Genomic DNA, 18,139 nt, shown 5'->3' with positions numbered 1-18,139 from the left:
ATTGACACAAAGTTAAAGTGTTCGGTATATGTGCTTGATACATTCAGGATTGTGCCAAAATCAAAGGAAGAATTGTAATGGATACAATTTGGCCGGAATCGCTGCCAAAATCCAAGGGGCCGAAATATACTCTGGTCGCTGATACAATCAGAAAAGCGATTGATAACAAGTTGCTGGAGGTCGGGACAAAGCTGCCCCCAGTGCGTGAATTGGCGTATCGGTTACAAATCACGCCGGGCACAGTTGCGCGGGCTTATACGATTTTGACGGATGAGGGATTGTTACACGCCGAGGTCGGGCGTGGTACATTTGTCGCCCCGCCCAAATCGCCAATCCTGGATGATGTCTGGGCCCGTCAGCTGCATTTGCAAGACAACAAGTACAACGCCAATGTCAGCCTGTTCAGCCCACGATTGGCGGATGTTGGGCAGGTCTCGCTAATCCGGGAGTGCCTGCAAAAAGTGGCCCAGGCTGATCCGGGTCTATTTTTGAACTACCCGACCCGCGACGCCTATCAACCCATGCGGCAGGCGGTGGTGGAGTGGCTGTCTGACCTACCTTTGGGTGCATTGTCGCATGACGATATTGTGCTGACGCATGGGGGGCAAAATGGGCTGTGCCTTGTGTTTCAAACAATCCTGCGGGGGCCAAAACCGGTCGTTCTGGTCGAAGACCTTTCCTATGCCGGGTTCCGCCGGGCCGGGGAATTGATGCGCGCTGATGTGGTTGGCGTGAAAATGGATAAGTGGGGCGTCGATCCGTCCGCGATGGAACATGTCCTGCGCCAGACACCAGCACAAGCCATCTGCGTTTCACCAGAGGTACAGAATCCGACCGGCGCGCATACACCGCTTGAACGTCGGAAAGAAATTGTCGATGTGGCCCGGCGCTTTGACCTTCAGATCATCGAGGATGATTGTTATCGCATGGGCGACGCTCGTGAACCCAGCTTTCGTGCTTTGGCACCGGAACGGGGGTGGCATGTATCTTCAATCTCGAAAACTCTGACACCTGCGCTGCGTGTTGGGTTTGCCATTGCCCCGCGTGAGCGGAGCGTCGACCTGCGGCGTTCGGCGGAATACGGGTACTTTGGTTTGGCGCAGCCGTTGGCGGAATTGACCAGGTTGCTGCTGTCTGATCCTCGTACGCTGCAGATTGCAAGGGACGTGCGGGTTCGAATGGGTGAATATGTTCGCGTTGCGGTCAACGCCTTGGGCGGGTTCGATTTGAACTGGGCACCGGATGTGCCTTTTGTGTGGCTGAACTTGCCTTCGGGTTGGCGCGCCGCAGCCTTCAGCCGTGCGGCTGAACGAGAGGGGATACAGCTTCGGTCTGCCGATGAGTTCGCTCTGCGGGACGGACGGGCCCCAAATGCGGTTCGTATAGCCATGAACGGGCATGTGTCCCTGGAGCGGTTTGAGGATGCGATGCACAGGTTGCGGCGTCTGCTGGACAATCCGCCGGAACAGATCAGTGTTTAATCGTTCAATTCAGTGGGGTCGGATCACCAAAGAAACCCGCCAAATCGGATATTTTACCCCCGGCATCCAAACGAACAAAATCGTGACCAGACACAACGATACTGCCTTCTGGACTAACCATGTGCCAAGTGAAATGGACAACATCGTGATGGTTGGACGGTTCGCTTGTCAGTTCAACACGTCCACCAGAACTCTGTAGAACTTCGCCAATGTGATCGCACAGGTTCACGCGGCCATTCACTTCGGCAGTCGGGTCGACATAGCGGCCGTTTTCAGCAAAGCACTTTGTCAAAAGCACAAGGCGCTTATCCGGGTCCGTCTCTTGCCAGGATGCGCCGTAGTCAGCGATGGTTTGTTGCCACTCCATAGTATTCACGCTCCTTGAGTCGACTTGCTTATTCAGTATAGCGAGCGAGGCGGGGCAGGGGTAAAGGGGCTTAATCGTGGGGTAAAATAATACCTATTTTATAATGCATTGATATTACTATATTTAAAAGAGATTAGTGTTGTTGACCTGCGCCGCAGGGGCCTCTAAATACGCTCCATCGAATTCGGGCCGCTCTGATTTGGGGCGGTCTTTCACATCAAACAGGACTATCCTGCCATGAAAACCTTTTCTGCAACACCTGCAGACATCGACAAGAAATGGATCCTGATCGACGCCGAGGGCGTTGTTCTGGGCCGTCTTGCCTCGATCGTCGCCATGCGCCTGCGTGGCAAGCACAAAGCGTCGTTCACCCCGAATATGGACATGGGCGACAACGTCATCGTGATCAACGCTGACAAAATCCAGATGACCGGTAAGAAGCGCGAAGAAAACTTCTACTGGCACACTGGCCACCCGGGCGGCATCAAGTCGCGCACCAAGCAGCAGATCCTCGAGGGTGCACACCCCGAGCGCGTCGTGACCCAAGCGGTCAAGCGTATGCTGCCGGGCAACCGCCTGTCGCGTCAGGTTATGACCAACCTGCGCGTTTACGCCGGTGCCGAGCATCCCCACGAGGCGCAAGCGCCCGAAGTTCTGGACGTTAAGTCCATGAACAAGAAAAACACCCGGAGCTAATGACCGATGGCTGATCAGATCAATACTCTCGAAGAGCTGAGCGCCGTCGCAGGCGTTGAAACCGTGGCCGAAGAAGTCATCGTGCGTGAACCCGTGCGTGACGAGCTGGGCCGCTCCTACGCCACCGGTAAGCGTAAAGACGCTGTTGCCCGCGTTTGGATCAAGCCGGGTTCCGGCAAGGTCACCGTAAACGGCAAGGATCAGGACAAGTACTTTGCTCGTCCCGTTCTGCAGCTGATCCTGCGCCAGCCGTTCCAGGTTGCTGGTGTAGAAGGTGAGTTCGACGTTGTCGCAACCGTCAAAGGCGGTGGCCTGACCGGTCTGGCCGGTGCGGTCAAGCACGGCATCTCGAAAGCGCTGCAACTGTACGATCCGTCGCTGCGTGGCGCACTGAAAGCCGCTGGCTTCCTGACCCGCGATAGCCGCGTTGTGGAACGTAAGAAATACGGTAAGCGCAAAGCGCGTCGTTCGTTCCAGTTCTCCAAGCGTTAATCGCTGCAATATACAAATTTCAAACGGTCGCAAGAAATTGCGACCGTTTTCTTTTGGGCAATCAATATTTGACCGATACCCAGTGAGTAGTTTCTTTGGCCAAAGAGAGGTTTGTTGACTAACGCTCTGACTTCGAGAGCAAAGCGTTCTCGGCAACGGTCGTAAATTTCTCTCTGATCTGATTGATCTTGCGCCGGTTCAAAGACCGAAACCAGCGGCGAACGGGGATCATCTGCTTGCTACCAAAACTGTCTATCCACACCCAGCGGCCAGACCCGTCAGAAAACGTTTGATAGACAATATTGCCGGTATTCTTGTTGCTGATAAGGACCTGTTCTTCGATCAACATATCGAAGTGTTTGTGCAGAGAATTTAAGTGTTCTCGTGTAATGCGTCCGCTTTTGGCCAATTCCTTCAGGCTGGGCGACAACTGCCCGTCGGGTTCGGAAATTCGTTCATAGACGAGGGCAAGGCCGATATCGGTTTGCACAACACCCCGGACCTCGCAAACAGGAATAGCCTCATCCCTGTGCTGGTAACGCACCATAAGGTCAAAGGATTCGTGAAACTCGCGCAGGAAACCTTTGAATACAGTAGATCGCCGAAACGTTCGATCGAACCAAGTATCCCCTAATAGACCATCCTGACCATCCATTGTGTCAGGCTGCGGTATTTTTAGAAGCGCGTCTGACGTACCCGGGTGCATGTAGACAAACTGCCGATTACCCTGAGCAATCACCTCAGAGTTTTTGAGCCTTACCAGATTGTCGATTCGAGTCGTGGCCATGCTGTAAAATTATAACAGTTTCGTGATGGTGCAAGCTGTGGCAGTGCCTCTGAAATTCCACCTAAAAGGTACAAGCGACCGCCCAAATCATATTGGCTCAAATAAGTTGTATACCTTATTGGTAATAAATAGTTTTTTAGAGATAAATTGATTGTTCCCGAAGTTGGCAAACGAACTTTAGCACACCGATCAACGGCACCGTTCTGGCCAATCACGCCCACTGTCACAGCAAGAACGACACGCAAAACGAACCGAGGAGATTCCCTTAACCAGAGCGTCGTTTCGCTAAGGAGTGATGATTACCTTTCCGTCTCTCTTTGTCAGAGCGTTCGCCAAGCTTGACACCACATCTTTTAAGGTGAGCCGTTTTGAAATGTCGGTTTTCCATCGTCCGTCAGCGAAACGGGCCTGAACTTCCGCCACAACCCGCGCCTGATCAGCGGGTGGCGTGGATGTAATCCAATTGGTCAACCAGAACCCTTCAATCTGTTTTCCCATAAAGATGAGCTGACCAGCCTGTGTTAAAGTCGGTAGGTCGGGGCTGAGCTTTCCGTAGCAGATCCAGCGGGCATGGTTGGGCATAGAACAGAAAATCTGCTCGGACAGTTGGTCGGCCACCGCATCTAGAAAAACACGGGGTTTCAAACCCTTGCTAAGGTTAGCGAATTTTATAACAACATCTGGATCGGTGGTCACTAACACGTCCGATGCGCCAAGTTCCATTAGGGTGCCCACGGTTTCTGCCCGGCGGACCAAGGCAATCGGTTTCAAGCCGAGATCGCGTCCGAGGCCACACATCAGTTTGCCCAACTGACTGGTCGCTGCCGAAACGACAAACGCCTCTCCAGTTGTGCGCGCGATGTCGACCATTGCCATTGCTGTAAGAGGATTCACGATCTGAGCTGCACCATCCTCGTCGGAAATCTCGGGGCGCAGCGAAATGCACATTATCGCCGGGGCCAGTACGTATTCTGCCCACGCGCCGGAACCCGCAGTGACAAAGGAAACCCGCTGACCGCGCAATGCTTCGGCACCAGAACCGGTTGCGACGACATCTCCACACCCTTCGAATCCAGCCGGGGCACCTTTGACGCGCGGCTGCCCATATTCACCTTTGATGAAGTGGATGTCGGACGGATTGACCGAGGCCGCACGTAGTTTGATCAGAACTTGTCCGGGACCGGGCTCGGGTACGGGCAGTTCCACCTCGGCCAACCAATCCCCGGCGCTGTCGATATAAGGGCCAGTGGCTTCACCGGAATATCCGTCTTGTGTCAGAACGGTTGCGAACATGGTCGCGGGCAAGGTAGTCATGGACGTTCCTTCCGAATGAGCGGCGCAGCATTAAAGAATTTGAGTTGCGTTCTGCTGGATCGCAACCAATCAAATGCAATGTGGAAGACCAATCGACACGCAAGATGACGTGATTAGAATAATGATTACGCCAAAAGAGGACGGGCTGCCCCGAATGGCAGCCCGCCGAGTTTCACTGTCCTGACAGCAGATTGCTGAGTTCTTGGATCTTTGTCGCGATCGTTTCAGGCGATGCTTTGATATCGTCCAGAATTTGGATGGCTTGTGTTTTTAGGTTCTGCGCCAGATCGCTTTCCTGAACCGAGGCGACCAACGTGTCATAGTCAAAATTATCAAGGGTCAGTGTGCCGTCTTCAATCCATGAATTAAGCAGATCCTGGCCCTGAGTTGCCAAGGCGGCAACTTGATCACCGGCCTGATCAGCCAGATCCGTGGCTGTTTGCCCTGCTTGTTCAGCAGCGTCTGAGGCCTGTTCCGAGATGGAGGACGCGGCCTCACTGGCTTGCTCGGTCACAGAGCTTGCCGCTTCGCTAACAGCCTCAGAAGCGTCCTCTGCCGCCGATTGCAATTGTTCGGCGGGTGTGGGGTCTGGTTGGGTAGTGTAAAAATAAATTCCTGCGCCAGCGGCAATGATGACCACGGCCAATATGATAGTACGCGACATGTGTCTCTCCTTTGGAAAATGTGTCGCCGAGATGGGTCAAAATTACCCGAGTTCAAAGGGGAAATCCCGGAAATTCTTTTCAAATCCGTGGATTGAGCCATGCTATGCCTATCCGCGAAGAGCGAGCGGCAATAACACGCCGCCATACTTTTAGATGCGCGGTTTCACGGCTCAGCATACGGATTCGTCCGTTTTAAAGGATGATTGGAAGCTCGAGCGTGATGCTTGCTCCTTTTTCGACTTGGTTGATCGACACCGATCCCCCATGCCGTTGAGCCACGGCTGAAACGATTGACAAACCCAACCCGCTGCCTTCGGAATAGTCCAGCTGCGAAAACCGGCTGAAGACCGCTTCGCTTTGATCGGGCGAAAGGCCCGCTCCGTCATCGGCTACGGTTACACTGACCGCGCCTTCGTCACGCTGCAGCACAACAGAAATTCGGCTCAACTTGGTGCCGCCGTGCTTTACAGCGTTGTCCAAAAGGTTCTTCAGGGCCTCAGTTAAAAACACCCGATCACCGGACACCATGATCGCCGCCTCGGGCATCGTAACGTCAAACTCGATACCCTTCGTCAGGATGTGAACACCCATCTCGGCACATGCTTCTTCCACAACCAAGCGGAAATCAATCTCATCCATTTGATCCTGGTGCGTCGGTTGCCTGAGCCTTTCAAGTGACAACAGTTGTTCGGCCACCGTTGCCGAGTTCTTTGCGGCTGACACAAGCTCGTGGATGCGTTTTTCTCGGTCTTCATCCGTTTTCGCATCCCGAAGCGCCTCGGCCATCGACTGGACTGCGGCCGCCGGATTCCGCAACTGATGAGCTGCTTCGGATATGAAAACCTGATGGGCGTTGATGCTGTGTTCGACCTGCCCAAAGAGCCGGTTCAAGGTCTTTACAACACCTTGCACTTCGTCCGGGACAGGACGCTTAATCTCACTTAAGTCATCTGGCGAACGAAGGTCGATTGCGTCCTGCAAATCCAGCAATGGTCTCAGGCCACGCGCCACGCCGAACCATACCACAACAGCCAAGGTGGCCAGCAGGATGCCCATGACAATTCCGGCGCGAATGGACAGTTCATTGGCAAATGCGTTGCGATCCGCCATCCGTTGCCAAACCGTGACCGTCGCATCACCAACAAGATTTTCCAAGGTCACACGTTCTGTCATCTTTAAAACGCGCACCGGTTCATCGCGGTAGATCGCTTCGAAAAACTGTGGCTTGTACACCTCTTGCACCGACGAGTTCGCGGATGCCGGAGGGTAGGCATAACCCGTCACGTAAATGCCGCCGGGGCCAGTCACATGATAGAAGATCTCACCGCCCGATGCGTCGCGGATCAGACTGCGTGTGGTGGGCGACAACGCATCACCGCCCGAAATCGCCACATCACGCGAAATTGCCAGGCCAGCTGAGAGTAGACTGTCGTCAAAAAGCTCCTGAGCGGTCTTCTGGGCAACCATAAAACGCCAAAACCCAAGCAGCACTGCAAGCAGCACCAAAGGTGTCAGGATAAGAATGAACAGCCTTAGCCTGAGCGAGCCGTGGTTAATCACTTCTGCACCTCAAGCAGATACCCCAGACCGCGGGCTGTCTTAATCTTTATACCTAGGTTTTGAAGGCGCTTTCGCAGTCGCGACACATGAGGTTCAACAGCCGAAACCTCGACATCCGCCCCTACACCATAGACGTAATCAGTTAGTTGGCTTTTGGGAACGATCCTGCCCCGACGCTCCAACAGGCATTCCAGCACCGCTATTTCCCGTCGCGGAATATCCATCACCTCACCCTTAACGCTGACCTGACGAGCAGTGCGGTCGAACTCTAGGCTGCCGATGCTTTCCCGCGCTCCGTAATCAAGCTGTTTGCGGCGTGAAAGCGCCCGGATGCGTGCCTCCAACTCGTCCATTTCGAAGGGTTTGACCAGATAATCATCGGCCCCCATGTCCAAGCCAGACACCCGGTCGCTTGTCTCAGTGCGTGCAGTCAGCAGAATTACGGGCGCACTGTCTCCACGGTTGCGCAGCGATTTCAGAATTTCCAGCCCGGACCGGCCCGGTAAGTTGATGTCCAGAACGATCAAGTCCGCGCTTTCCTGTTCAAGATACAGGTTCGCTGCGTCGCCGTCGGTCAGTACATCTGCTGCATGTCCTCGGTCTCGCAGACGATAGGCAATTGCGTTGGCAAGGGGTTCATTATCCTCGACGATGACGATCCGCATCGGGTCTCCTGCAAGTTTCGCGCAAGGTTGGCACTCCATGATTGCCAGATGGGAGGGGGAATCAACCCCACAGTTCATTTACGATCATGGTGGCGCGACAGTCGCTGGCATGGTTGTCTGGTCAACAGGGAGGAACCAATGGCCATTTCCAAATTCACCCGTCGCGCCGTCGTGGGGCTGATTGCCGCCGCCGGTCTCACGGCACCCGCCGCAGCCGAGGTCGACTTCTCAGGCAAGACTATCGAATGGGTCATCCCGTTTTCGGAAACGGGCGGTTCGGCCAAATGGGCCAATTTCTTTGCACCACTTCTGTCCGAGGCTCTGCCAGGACAGCCAACCGTGGTTGTTAAGTTCATGCCCGGCGCAGGTTCGACCAAAGGTGCCAACTGGTTCCAGGAACAGGCGCACGATGATGGAACTTTGCTGTTCGGCACCTCGGGTTCGACACAGTTCCCGTATCTGCTGAGCGATCCGCGCGTCCGCTATGAATACAATGATTGGATTCCGGTGATGGCGTCCGGCACCGGCGGTGTCGCTTATCTGAACGCCGAGGACGGCGCCAAGTTTGATGGTTCCGCAAATGCACTGAAAGATACCAACTTCATTTACGGTTCGCAGGGCGCGACCCGGCTGGACCTCGTGCCGCTTTTGGCATGGCAAATGTTGGGTATGAATGTTGAGCCGGTATTTGGCATCAAGGGTCGTGGCGACGGCCGACTGATGTTTGAGCGCGGTGAAGCCAACATCGACTACCAGACGTCGTCCGGCTATCTGGGCGGTTCGGCACCGCTGGTCGAGGCCGGTCAGGCCGTGCCAATGATGACGTGGGGCGCACTGGACGCTGACGGTAACATCGTCCGCGACCCGACCTTCCCGGACATTCCGACCTTTAAAGAGGTTTGCGAGGCCACTGATGGTTGTGAAACCAGCGGCGAGGCCTGGGACGCATGGAAAGCCTTCTTCGTTGCTGGTTTCCCGGTGCAGAAACTGGCCTTTCTGCCGGGCGACACACCGCAGGAAGTGGTCGATGCTTATACCGCCGCATTTCAGGCTGTGACTGAGCGCGGGGATTTTGCTGATATCTCCTCCAAGCGCGTTGGGAAATACCCGGTTTTCGTCGGTGACGGTTCTAAGTCGGCGCTGCAGACGGCAACCAATGTCGACGACAATGCCAAGGAATACGTCCTGAATTGGCTGAAAGAGGCCTATGGCGTCGAGCTGAACTAAGCCGATAAGCCGCAGCGCGCGCCTGTAACGAAGGGCGCGCGCTTTTCCATACACAAGACAATTTATGAAAGGCGGCCGCTATGGAGGTTTTCGCCACCGCTCTTCCTGCGCTTGGAGAGGCGTGGGGTCTGATCCTGCAACCCATCGTTCTGGGATACCTAATATTGGGTGTTGTCATGGGGCTGGCCGTAGGGGTTTTCCCTGGCCTCGGTGGCATAGCCGGTCTTTCCCTGTTGCTGCCATTCATGTTCGGCATGGACCCGATCCTGGGGCTGGCGCTGATGATCGGAATGGTCGCTGTTGTGCCCACTTCGGACACGTTTGCATCTGTTTTGATGGGTATTCCCGGCAGCTCTGCTTCGCAGGCCACGGTGCTGGACGGGTTCCCCATGGCGAAAAAGGGCGAGGCTGCGCGGGCCTTGTCAGCAGCCTTTTCGTCTTCGTTGTTTGGCGGGCTCGTTGGCGCGACCTTCCTGACCATGTTCATTCTGATCGCGCGACCAATCGTGCTGGCCTTTGGCCTGCCCGAGATGCTGATGATCACCATTCTCGGCCTGTCGATGGTCGCTATTTTGGCGGGGCGCATTCCACTGAAAGGTATCGCTGCTGCGGGTTTGGGCCTGATGGTCGGCACCATCGGTGAGGCCGATGCGGGCGGGTCGCTGCGGATGGCGACTTACGACATTCCTTATCTGACAGACGGTCTGAAACTGGTCATCGTGGGCTTGGGTATTTTTGCCGTCCCCGAAATTGTCTCTTTGCTGCGACAGGATCGATCTATCGCCAAGGGGGCCTCGTTGGGGGCTGGATGGCTGGATGGTGTAAAGGATTGGGCTGCGAATATCTGGCTGTCGGTCCGGTGTTCGATCATCGGTGTGGTTGTCGGTGTCATCCCCGGCCTCGGAGGTTCGGTCGTCGACTGGATCGCCTATGGCCACTCGGTGCAAACCACCAAGGACAAGAGCAACTTTGGCAAGGGCGAAGTGCGCGGGGTCATTGGCCCGGAAAGCTCGAACAACGCGAAAGAGGGTGGTGGGCTTGTTCCTACTCTGCTGTTTGGTATTCCCGGTTCGGGATCGATGGCGATTTTCATCGGTGCAGTTGCATTGTTGGGGTCTGGCGACATTGAGGTTGGCCCGAGCATGCTCAAGGACAATCTCAACATTACCTATTCCATCGTCTGGCTGTTGGCGTTGGCCAACGTCGTTGGAACCATTCTGTGTATCGCCGCTTCGGGCGGTATCGCCAAACTGACAACCATCCGCTTCACCTATCTGGCGCCGTTCCTGTTCATGCTGATCAGCTTTGCGGCCTTTCAGTCTGGTCAGAATTTCGAAGATCTTCTGGCCCTGTTTGTCATCGGTCTTATTGGCATCTTCCTGCGCCGTTTCGACTGGTCGCGCCCGGCTTTCCTGATCGGTTTTGTCCTGTCAAACCCGGTTGAGAAGTTCACCAATCAGGCGTTCCAGATCGCCTCTTTCCGGTTCCGCAAAAGCTTTGGTGAGGGGATGGAGTACGTGTTCAGCCCAATCGTCATCGTGCTGATCGTGGTTACGGTTGTTTCGATCATTCTAGGTATTCGACAAGCCAAGATGATCATGGCCGAGGGTGATGTTCAAGCAGGCACCAAACGTGCGCCGATGATCTTCCTGCTGGTGATCATGGCATATCTGATCGTCGCTTTGGTGAACGCCAATATGATCCCCGACTACAACATGACCGACAAGATCATCCCGCTGGTGATCGGCAGCGTGTCTTTGTTCTGTTGCGTTGTATTGCTGATCCAGATGATGCGGCGGCCCGAGGGTGATCCAATCTTTGCAGACAAAGAGATCGCCGGCGAGGACGCGAGCGCGCCTCACGGCCTCTGGTCTACTTTGGCATGGTTCGCCAGTCTGATCGCGGCCACGTGGGTTGTGGGTTTCATCCTCGCCTTGCTTGGGTTCCTGATCGCCTTCTTTCGCATTCGTTCCGGGGCGGACTGGCGGTTAACTCTGATCCTGACCGCCTGCGGCATTGGCTTCATGTGCTTCATGGCAGGTGCTCTGAACCGTGATTTCCCGCCGGGTCTACTGCAAGACATGGTCAGCTTGCCATGGCCACTGAAGTAAGCGGTCCAATGATGCCCGACCTGATGAACAGCAGGCCGGACAGGGCTGAATTCACAAAAAGTCTCACACGGTTTGTAAAGGAAGGTTCGCTATGACCCAGACAGCAATCCCGTATATTTTCATGCGTGGCGGCACTTCGCGGGGGCCTTATTTCCGCCGCTCTGATCTGCCCGAAGATCGGGACAGGTTGGCTGACGTTCTGGTCGCGGCCCTTGGGGCAGGGCAATCAATCAACATCGACGGGATTGGTGGTGGCACAGCGGTGACCACAAAGGTTGCAATGCTGTCTGTCAGCGACGATGACTGGGCCGACATCGACTATTTCTTCGCGCAGGTTTCGGTTGAAGAGAAGTTGGTCGATTTCAAACCCACCTGCGGCAACATCCTGTCCGGCGTCGCTCCGGCTGCAATCGAAATGGGTTTGTTCCAGCCACAAGGTGATGTGACGGAGGTTCGCATTCGCGCAGTCAACACAGGTGCCCGTGTTGTAGCCAAAGTGCAGACGCCGGGGGGTGAGCTGGTCTATGAAGGCGATGCAGAAATCGCCGGAGTACCCGGGCAATCAGCGCCGATACAACTTAGTTTCATGGGGGTTGTAGGATCAGCCACTGGTGCATTTTTGCCCACCGGAAACCTGCGCGATGCAGTGCAGGGGATTGAGGTGACCTGTATGGATGTTGCCATGCCAATGGCCATCGCGCGGGCCTCAGATTTCGGCCTGACAGGGTATGAAAGCGCTGATGAGTTGGATGCCAACCGCGGTTTCTTTGACCGGATGGAGGCGGTTCGGATCGAAGCCGGAAAATTGATGGGCATGGGGGACGTGTCAAAATCAGTGACACCCAAATTCGGCCTTGTCGCGCCCGCCAAGAAAGGTGGAACCCTAGCAATTCGGTATTTCATGCCGTGGAAGACTCATCCGACCATGGCCGTTACCGGCGCACAATGTATGGCGTCTTGCGCTTTGACACCCGGAACAGTCGCCGACAGTTTGTTGGATCGACCCGAGGCAAGCCCGGCTGATGTTGTGCTGGAACATGCATCAGGCAACATCGACGTGTTAGTGGACTTTTCAAATGGCCAGGAGTTCAAAGTCAACTCAGCAGGTCTGGTGCGGACCGCACGGAAGTTGGCGGATGGATATGTCTATGTTCCGGAATCTGTATGGAACGGGAATTGAAATAGGGATCATAGGTTGGTATACTTCGGTATACAATTTAGGGATGCCGCGATGGATGACTATTCTGAATGCCTTGATATTGCGCGTCAGGAACTCAGGTTGGCGCAGGCGGCCCTAAGACGGGACATGTCGGAATACCCAACACCGATCGCCGGATGCGATGAGCAGTTCAACCATTTACTTGATCAAAGCGAACGCGTTCGAAGTGCGCTTGCCGCACTCGACGCGCAGCATTTTGTGCCGACACCAAGAAAGCTGACAGCAGGGCAGGGTATAGAAAGCCGATGAAGGTTCACATTCTGGATGATTGGTTTGATACGCTGCAGGGTCTGCCCTGTTTTGGGAAGCTTTCCAAACATGACGTGAAGGTCTGGACCGATCATGTCGAAGACACCGACGAACTGGCCGCGCGCTTGCATCAGGCTCAGGCGCTGGTGCTGTTTCGCGAACGCACCAAAATCAGTCGCGCCTTGATTGAAAAACTGCCCAACCTGAAACTTATCAGCCAGCGCAGCGTGTACCCCCATGTCGATGTGCAGGCATGCTCGGACCACGGCGTACTGCTGTGTTCGAACATGCATGGCGGGACGCCCTCATATGCCGCTGCCGAACTCACCTGGGCGCTGATCATGGCTGGGATGCGCGATTTACCTGCACAGATAGCCTCGGCCAAAGCGGGGCATTGGCAAGCCGGAGTAGGCAAAACACTGAGGGGGCGGCAGCTGGGCCTTTATGGCTATGGCCGTATTGCCCGCGCCGTCGCTGGTTATGCCGAGGCGTTCGGTATGAACGTCGTCTGGTGGTCTTCGGACGAAGGACGGGCACGGGCACAAGCAGATGGAGTACAGGTCGCGCCCGACCGCGACGCGTTCTTTGCCAACAGTGACGTCGTCTCGATCCATGTGCGCCTGAAACCAGACACGCATGGGATAGTCACGGCGTCAGATTTCGCGCAGATGAAATCAGACGCGCTGTTTGTGAATACATCCCGTGCAGGGCTAATTGTTCCCGGTGCGTTGCTTGACGCGTTAAACGCGGGTCGTCCTGGTAAGGCCGCAATTGATGTCTTTGATACAGAGCCCCTTACAGATCCGAATGATCCGTTGCTGTCGCATCCCAACCTGATCGCAACCCCGCATATCGGTTTCGTCACCGAAGATGAGTTCGACCTGCAATTTGCCGACATCTTCGATCAGGTTAACGCCTATGCCGAGAATGCTCCGATTCACATGATCAATCCCGAGATTTGGACCAACGCAAGATAAGATTGGCCGCGATGGGCGCGCCGATGATGACCAGAACGATCCGCGTCAGGTGGTGGGTGATCACAAAGCCAAGATCTGCCCCCGAAACGATGGCTAGAACCGTCATTTCAGCCTGTCCGCCGGGTGCGAAAGCAAGAAATGCCTCAACCGGCTGACCGAAGCCCAGTGTAGTGACGACAGCAGTAAAGGCGGCCGCAAGTATGGCTAGCACGACGACATAGGCAAAGCCCGCTGCAACAACCCTGCGCAATTCACCCCATGTGACGCCAATAAATTTTACACCGATCCCGCAGCCGATAAAGAACTGCGCCGCAAGGATGGCCTCGCGCGGCGGGCGGGTATGAATGAAGTCCCCCAGAGACAGCGCCGCAGTCAGTATCATTGGTCCCAGTATGGACGCGCCGAACAGGCCGATCCGTTCGCCGCCTTTCCAGCCGATAAAGGCCGCCAGAACCATAAGCGCCAGTTCACGCAAGGGCAGGTCGCGGGCGGGCTCTCCGATAGGGTTGGTGAGTTGTGCGTCGTAAAACACGGTTAAAAACAAAGGGGCCAGCGTCACGATGATCAGCACACGCGTGCCATGGATCAGGGATAGGGTACGCGGGTTTGCCCCGGCTTCGGAACCGAAGATGATCATGTCCTGCAATCCACCGGGCATAGCCGCGTAGAAAGCGGTTGTGGTGTCAAAGCCCCAGACTTTTCGAAAGAATGGCACCCCAACCAGCGCGATCAAAAGGATGAAGAACGGGATCAGCGCGATCGATGCTGCCATCTTTGGCAATTCAACAAACAGGGCCGGTGTAATAGACGCCCCAACCGCCACACCCAATATTGTGCGAGCCGCGACTGAGACCTGACCGAAACCCGCCATCGGGGCATGAGCCAAGGCAGCAATCAGACAAGCGCTCATTGGGCCGAATAGAAAGGGCAACGGCAAGCTCAATGCCCAGAATACTCCCGTTCCCAATACTGCAAGGCCGAGTGTTACGGCCCGTCTTAACAACAGAGAAGATGTCTTTAACTGGTCGGACAAGGGAAGAATTCCGGCGTTGTTGACTCACAATGTATCCATTTGTATACATCAGGACACACAATGACAAGAGAGCCCGCAATGACAATTCAGGACGACCCTTTCCAGCCCGGTCCGCAAGGAAATTCCGCGTATAAGCGTTTGCTGGAAGAAATTCGCGAAGGCACGCTTTTGCCCGGCGAACGCCTGCGCGAGGTCGAGTTGTCCGAACGGTTAGGCGTCAGCCGTACCCCCGTGCGTGAGGCGATACGGCAGCTTGAGGCCGACGGCCTTGTTACCCATGTTCCCCGGCAGGGCGCGACCGTTCGAAGTCTGGATTACGCCGAAATCATGGAGCTTTATGAAATGCGCGCGGTGTTGGAAGGTACCGCAGCCCGGCTGGCAGCTCGCGCGGCGTCAGAAGTCGAGCTGGATGAGCTGGACGTGCTGACAGACCGGCTGGCCGAAGCGGGCACCGGTACAGATACGGCACGGATTAACAGAGTTTTTCACGCCACTTTGCTTGACGCGGCCAAGAACCGGTTTTTGACGAAATCCATGCTGTCGCTTCAAAAGGCGCTGTTGATCCTTGGGCCATCGCAACTGCTGGATGGTGACAGGGCTGAGGCGGCAGTGGCCGAACATCGGCGCATCATGGTCGCATTGAAAGCCCGTGATGGTGCTGCGGCCGAGATGGAAATGCGAGCGCATATTCAGGCCGCGCAACGGATGCGGATACGTGCGTTGCAGGAACGCGACCGCACAATCGACGAAAGCCAGTAGGTAGTCAGGACATGGTCCCCAAAAGTAAAGCTTACGATATCGCTGTGATTGGCGGCGGCAATGCTGCCCTCTGTGCCGCGATGACCGCTGCCGAGGCAGGCGCCCGAGTTCTGATCCTTGAAACGGCGCCAAAACCGTATCGCGGAGGAAACTCTCGCCACACGCGTAATTTCCGCTGCATGCACAGATCTCCTCTTGGTCCACTTATCGAAGAATACAGCGAAGACGAATATCTCTCGGATTTGATGAAAGTCACCGGCGGAAAGACCGATGAGCATCTGGCCCGGCTGGCAATCCGTTCTTCAGAAGAGTGCCTAACGTGGATGCAGGAACATGGGGTTCGCTTTCAGCCATCATTGTCAGGAACGCTGTCTTTGGCACGGACCAACGCATTCTTCATGGGGGGTGGCAAGTCGTTGGTGAATGCCTATTACCGCACGGCGGCTAGTCTGGGCGTTGATGTGCTTTATGAGGCTGCGGTTACGCATCTGGAACTGAGCGGTGACCAAATCGAGTGGGTCGATTACACCTTTGAAGGCCAGTCGCATCGCATCACACCCAAAGCAGTGATTGTCGCCTCGGGCGGGTTTCAGGCCGATACCGATTGGCTTACGCGTGCCTGGGGTGAGCCAGCAAAGAACTTTTTGATCCGGGGAACGCCCTACAACCGGGGTGTAGTGTTGGCAGACCTTCTGGATCAAGGCGTCGAGAGCGTTGGAGATCCGACTCAATGTCACGCCGTTGCCATCGACGGACGCGCGCCGAAATTCGATGGCGGGATTGTCACTCGTCTTGATTGCGTGCCGTTTTCCATCGTTGTGAACAAAGATGCCGAACGGTTTTATGACGAGGGTGAGGACGTCTGGCCAAAGCGCTATGCGATCTGGGGACGACTTGTAGCAGCCCAACCGGATCAGGTGGGCTATGTGATTATCGATGCCAAATCGCTGAATTTGTTTATGCCGTCAGTGTTCCCGCCGTATAAGGCGGATACGTTGGAAGAATTGGCCGGGATGATGGGCCTGCCAGCCGAAAAATTGACCGGGACTGTGGGCGAATTCAATGCAGCTTGTGGTGACACAACGGGCTTTCATCCAACTGAATTGGACGGGGTTGCAACCTCTGGTCTGACACCGGCCAAGACCAACTGGGCCCGCCCGATCACCGAGCCACCGTTCTATGGCTATTCGCTGCGCACCGGCGTGACCTTCACCTATCTGGGTTTCAAGGTCGACGATACCGCTCAGTGTTCGACTGATGACGGTAAGATCAAAAACCTTTGGGCCGCCGGAGAAACCATGGCCGGGTCGATCCTTGGACAAGGTTACTTGGCGGGCTTTGGCATGACCATAGGAACCGTTTTTGGACGCATCGCAGGACGTGAGGCCGCCGCTTATGCAAACTGAACTGATACAAGAGGCCCGTCGTCAGGCCGAAATTTGCAACGCCTGCCGGTATTGCGAAGGCTATTGCTCGGTTTTTCCATCCTTGCATGCAGAACGCGCGTTTTCCGATGGGGACATCACGCAACTGGCTAACCTGTGCCACAACTGCCGGGGTTGCTATTACGCTTGCCAATATACAGCTCCGCATGAGTTCGACCTGAACCTGCCGAAAGCTTTGGCCGAGGTGCGGCGGGACAGCTGGGAAAGCTTCGCTTGGCCGCAACCTCTGGCGCGTCGGTTCCACGCCCATGGTGGCGCCATAGCCGTGGCGCTTGTGATCGGATTTGCCCTGCTGTTCTGGGCCATTCGCGCCATTGGATCGAACGGAGGCGAGGGCTTCTATGCCGTCCTGTCGCATAATGCGATGGTCGCGATCTTTGCGCCTGCCTTCCTGCTGCCGCTCTTTAGTATGGCTTTAAGCCTAAGGCGCTATTGGGTCGAAGTCGGCGGCAAGCCTGTTCAAATTGCGGACGTGACAGCTGCTTTCAAACGCGCTGGTAAGATGCAGGATCTTGCTGCTGGGCACGCAGAGGGCTGCAATTTTGAGGACGAAGATCGCTTCAGCCAAGCGCGGCGACACATTCACCAAGCCATAATGTATGGCTTCCTGTTGTGCTTTGCGTCAACTTCGGTCGCAACGGTGATGCACTATGGCTTTAGCATGCATGCGCCCTATGGGCTCTGGTCCTTGCCTAAACTGCTTGGAATTTCTGGCGGCGTTTTGCTGACAGTGGGGTGCGGCGCCATGGTGTACCTGAAACAAAAATCCGACCGCAATCTCGGTGATCCCTCCGCGTGGGGAGGGGAGATCGCTTTTACCCTGTTGCTTGGGTTTGTGGGGTTGAGTGGGCTCGGTCTTTATGCCCTCGGATCAACAACCATGATGCCAGCGCTGCTTGCCGTCCATCTTGGATCGGTCCTGACGTTCTTTGTTTTGATGCCGTATACCAAGATGGCGCACGGTTTTTACCGGCTTGCAGCTCTTGTCAGGGATGCGCAAAGGAAAAGAGTTTTGATGTCAAACAGTTAAAAACCAATCGCAGCCGGGCGTGGGACAAACCGTATCGCATCATTGGTCTGAGAGTACCGTGG

The 18,139-nt window shown here is 55.4% G+C and carries 18 protein-coding genes; 11 read left to right on the top strand and 7 right to left on the bottom strand.

Annotation, left to right across the window (positions count from 1 at the left end):
* Window positions 1-77: 77 nt before the first annotated feature.
* Entirely contained in the window at window positions 78-1,481 is a 1,404-nt protein-coding gene (locus ACR0AJ_RS00695) for an aminotransferase-like domain-containing protein (RefSeq protein WP_170394003.1), read from the top strand.
* Between the two features lie 4 nt (window positions 1,482-1,485).
* Here the strand turns inward: ACR0AJ_RS00695 and ACR0AJ_RS00690 are convergent, their stop codons facing one another.
* A complete protein-coding gene (locus tag ACR0AJ_RS00690) occupies window positions 1,486-1,848 on the bottom strand; it encodes a nuclear transport factor 2 family protein (protein ID WP_480646609.1) in 363 nt (120 codons plus the stop codon).
* Between the two features lie 237 nt (window positions 1,849-2,085).
* On the opposite strand from ACR0AJ_RS00690, the gene rplM reads away from it, so the two are divergent.
* Together rplM and rpsI are read left to right on the top strand one after the other, a co-directional pair.
* Window positions 2,086-2,544: a 50S ribosomal protein L13 gene (rplM, locus tag ACR0AJ_RS00685; protein WP_170348665.1), complete on the top strand. Its 459-nt coding sequence runs from the start codon at window positions 2,086-2,088 to the stop codon at window positions 2,542-2,544.
* Window positions 2,545-2,550: 6 nt separating this feature from the next.
* The gene (gene rpsI, locus ACR0AJ_RS00680; RefSeq protein WP_480739830.1) at window positions 2,551-3,036 is read left to right on the top strand and encodes a 30S ribosomal protein S9; all 486 of its coding nucleotides are present in this window, start codon (window positions 2,551-2,553) and stop codon (window positions 3,034-3,036) included.
* A gap of 118 nt (window positions 3,037-3,154) precedes the next feature.
* On the opposite strand, the gene ACR0AJ_RS00675 is transcribed toward rpsI, so the two are convergent.
* The 5 genes from ACR0AJ_RS00675 to ACR0AJ_RS00655 all read right to left on the bottom strand — a co-directional run bounded on the left by ACR0AJ_RS00675 (window position 3,155) and on the right by ACR0AJ_RS00655 (window position 8,027).
* A complete protein-coding gene (locus tag ACR0AJ_RS00675) occupies window positions 3,155-3,823 on the bottom strand; it encodes a YrbL family protein (protein ID WP_302477180.1) in 669 nt (222 codons plus the stop codon).
* 285 nt (window positions 3,824-4,108) lie between these two features.
* Complete coding sequence (locus ACR0AJ_RS00670) at window positions 4,109-5,137, bottom strand: alcohol dehydrogenase catalytic domain-containing protein (protein WP_480646613.1); 1,029 nt, start codon at window positions 5,135-5,137, stop codon at window positions 4,109-4,111.
* Window positions 5,138-5,309: 172 nt separating this feature from the next.
* Window positions 5,310-5,801, bottom strand: coding sequence for a hypothetical protein (locus ACR0AJ_RS00665; RefSeq protein ID WP_170375278.1), 492 nt, complete (start codon window positions 5,799-5,801; stop codon window positions 5,310-5,312).
* Window positions 5,802-5,994: 193 nt separating this feature from the next.
* Window positions 5,995-7,362 carry a sensor histidine kinase gene (locus tag ACR0AJ_RS00660; RefSeq protein ID WP_480739828.1) on the bottom strand — a complete coding sequence of 456 codons (1,368 nt, stop codon included), beginning with the start codon at window positions 7,360-7,362 and terminating at the stop codon, window positions 5,995-5,997.
* A complete protein-coding gene (locus ACR0AJ_RS00655; protein ID WP_170409815.1) occupies window positions 7,359-8,027 on the bottom strand; it encodes a response regulator transcription factor in 669 nt (222 codons plus the stop codon). The genes ACR0AJ_RS00660 and ACR0AJ_RS00655 overlap by 4 nt, the downstream gene beginning before the upstream one ends.
* Before the next feature lie 138 nt (window positions 8,028-8,165).
* Between ACR0AJ_RS00655 and ACR0AJ_RS00650 the strand changes: the two genes are divergently transcribed.
* The 5 genes from ACR0AJ_RS00650 (at window position 8,166) to ACR0AJ_RS00630 (ending at window position 13,810) form a co-directional block, all read left to right on the top strand.
* Window positions 8,166-9,254, top strand: coding sequence for a type 2 periplasmic-binding domain-containing protein (locus ACR0AJ_RS00650; RefSeq protein ID WP_170409817.1), 1,089 nt, complete (start codon window positions 8,166-8,168; stop codon window positions 9,252-9,254).
* Window positions 9,255-9,334: 80 nt separating this feature from the next.
* Entirely contained in the window at window positions 9,335-11,365 is a 2,031-nt protein-coding gene (locus ACR0AJ_RS00645) for a tripartite tricarboxylate transporter permease (RefSeq protein ID WP_480739826.1), read from the top strand.
* Between the two features lie 91 nt (window positions 11,366-11,456).
* Window positions 11,457-12,545, top strand: a complete 1,089-nt coding sequence (locus tag ACR0AJ_RS00640) for a 4-oxalomesaconate tautomerase (protein ID WP_480739824.1) — start codon at window positions 11,457-11,459, stop codon at window positions 12,543-12,545.
* 51 nt (window positions 12,546-12,596) lie between these two features.
* A complete protein-coding gene (locus ACR0AJ_RS00635) occupies window positions 12,597-12,833 on the top strand; it encodes a hypothetical protein (RefSeq protein WP_480646622.1) in 237 nt (78 codons plus the stop codon).
* Complete coding sequence (locus tag ACR0AJ_RS00630) at window positions 12,830-13,810, top strand: D-2-hydroxyacid dehydrogenase family protein (RefSeq protein WP_480739822.1); 981 nt, start codon at window positions 12,830-12,832, stop codon at window positions 13,808-13,810. Before ACR0AJ_RS00635 ends, ACR0AJ_RS00630 begins: the two co-directional genes overlap by 4 nt.
* On the opposite strand, the gene ACR0AJ_RS00625 is transcribed toward ACR0AJ_RS00630, so the two are convergent.
* Entirely contained in the window at window positions 13,779-14,753 is a 975-nt protein-coding gene (locus ACR0AJ_RS00625; RefSeq protein WP_480739821.1) for an AbrB family transcriptional regulator, read from the bottom strand. The two genes, ACR0AJ_RS00630 and ACR0AJ_RS00625, sit on opposite strands and share 32 nt — an antisense overlap.
* A 168-nt stretch (window positions 14,754-14,921) precedes the next feature.
* Here ACR0AJ_RS00625 and ACR0AJ_RS00620 point away from each other — a divergent pair, with 168 nt between their 5' ends.
* Genes ACR0AJ_RS00620 through tcuB form a run of 3 tightly spaced genes read left to right on the top strand, consistent with a single transcriptional unit; the run spans window position 14,922 to window position 18,077 of the window.
* Window positions 14,922-15,602: a GntR family transcriptional regulator gene (locus tag ACR0AJ_RS00620; RefSeq protein WP_480739820.1), complete on the top strand. Its 681-nt coding sequence runs from the start codon at window positions 14,922-14,924 to the stop codon at window positions 15,600-15,602.
* Window positions 15,603-15,613: 11 nt separating this feature from the next.
* Window positions 15,614-17,008, top strand: a complete 1,395-nt coding sequence (gene tcuA / locus ACR0AJ_RS00615) for an FAD-dependent tricarballylate dehydrogenase TcuA (RefSeq protein ID WP_480739818.1) — start codon at window positions 15,614-15,616, stop codon at window positions 17,006-17,008.
* Window positions 16,998-18,077 carry a tricarballylate utilization 4Fe-4S protein TcuB gene (tcuB, locus tag ACR0AJ_RS00610; protein ID WP_480739816.1) on the top strand — a complete coding sequence of 360 codons (1,080 nt, stop codon included), beginning with the start codon at window positions 16,998-17,000 and terminating at the stop codon, window positions 18,075-18,077. Before tcuA ends, tcuB begins: the two co-directional genes overlap by 11 nt.
* The last annotated feature ends 62 nt before the right edge of the window (window positions 18,078-18,139 follow it).

This window comes from Ruegeria sp. CJ9, from assembly GCF_056536625.1.
Note: the sequence above shows the minus strand (reverse complement) of the source record. Positions and strands in the feature narration are given on the sequence as shown.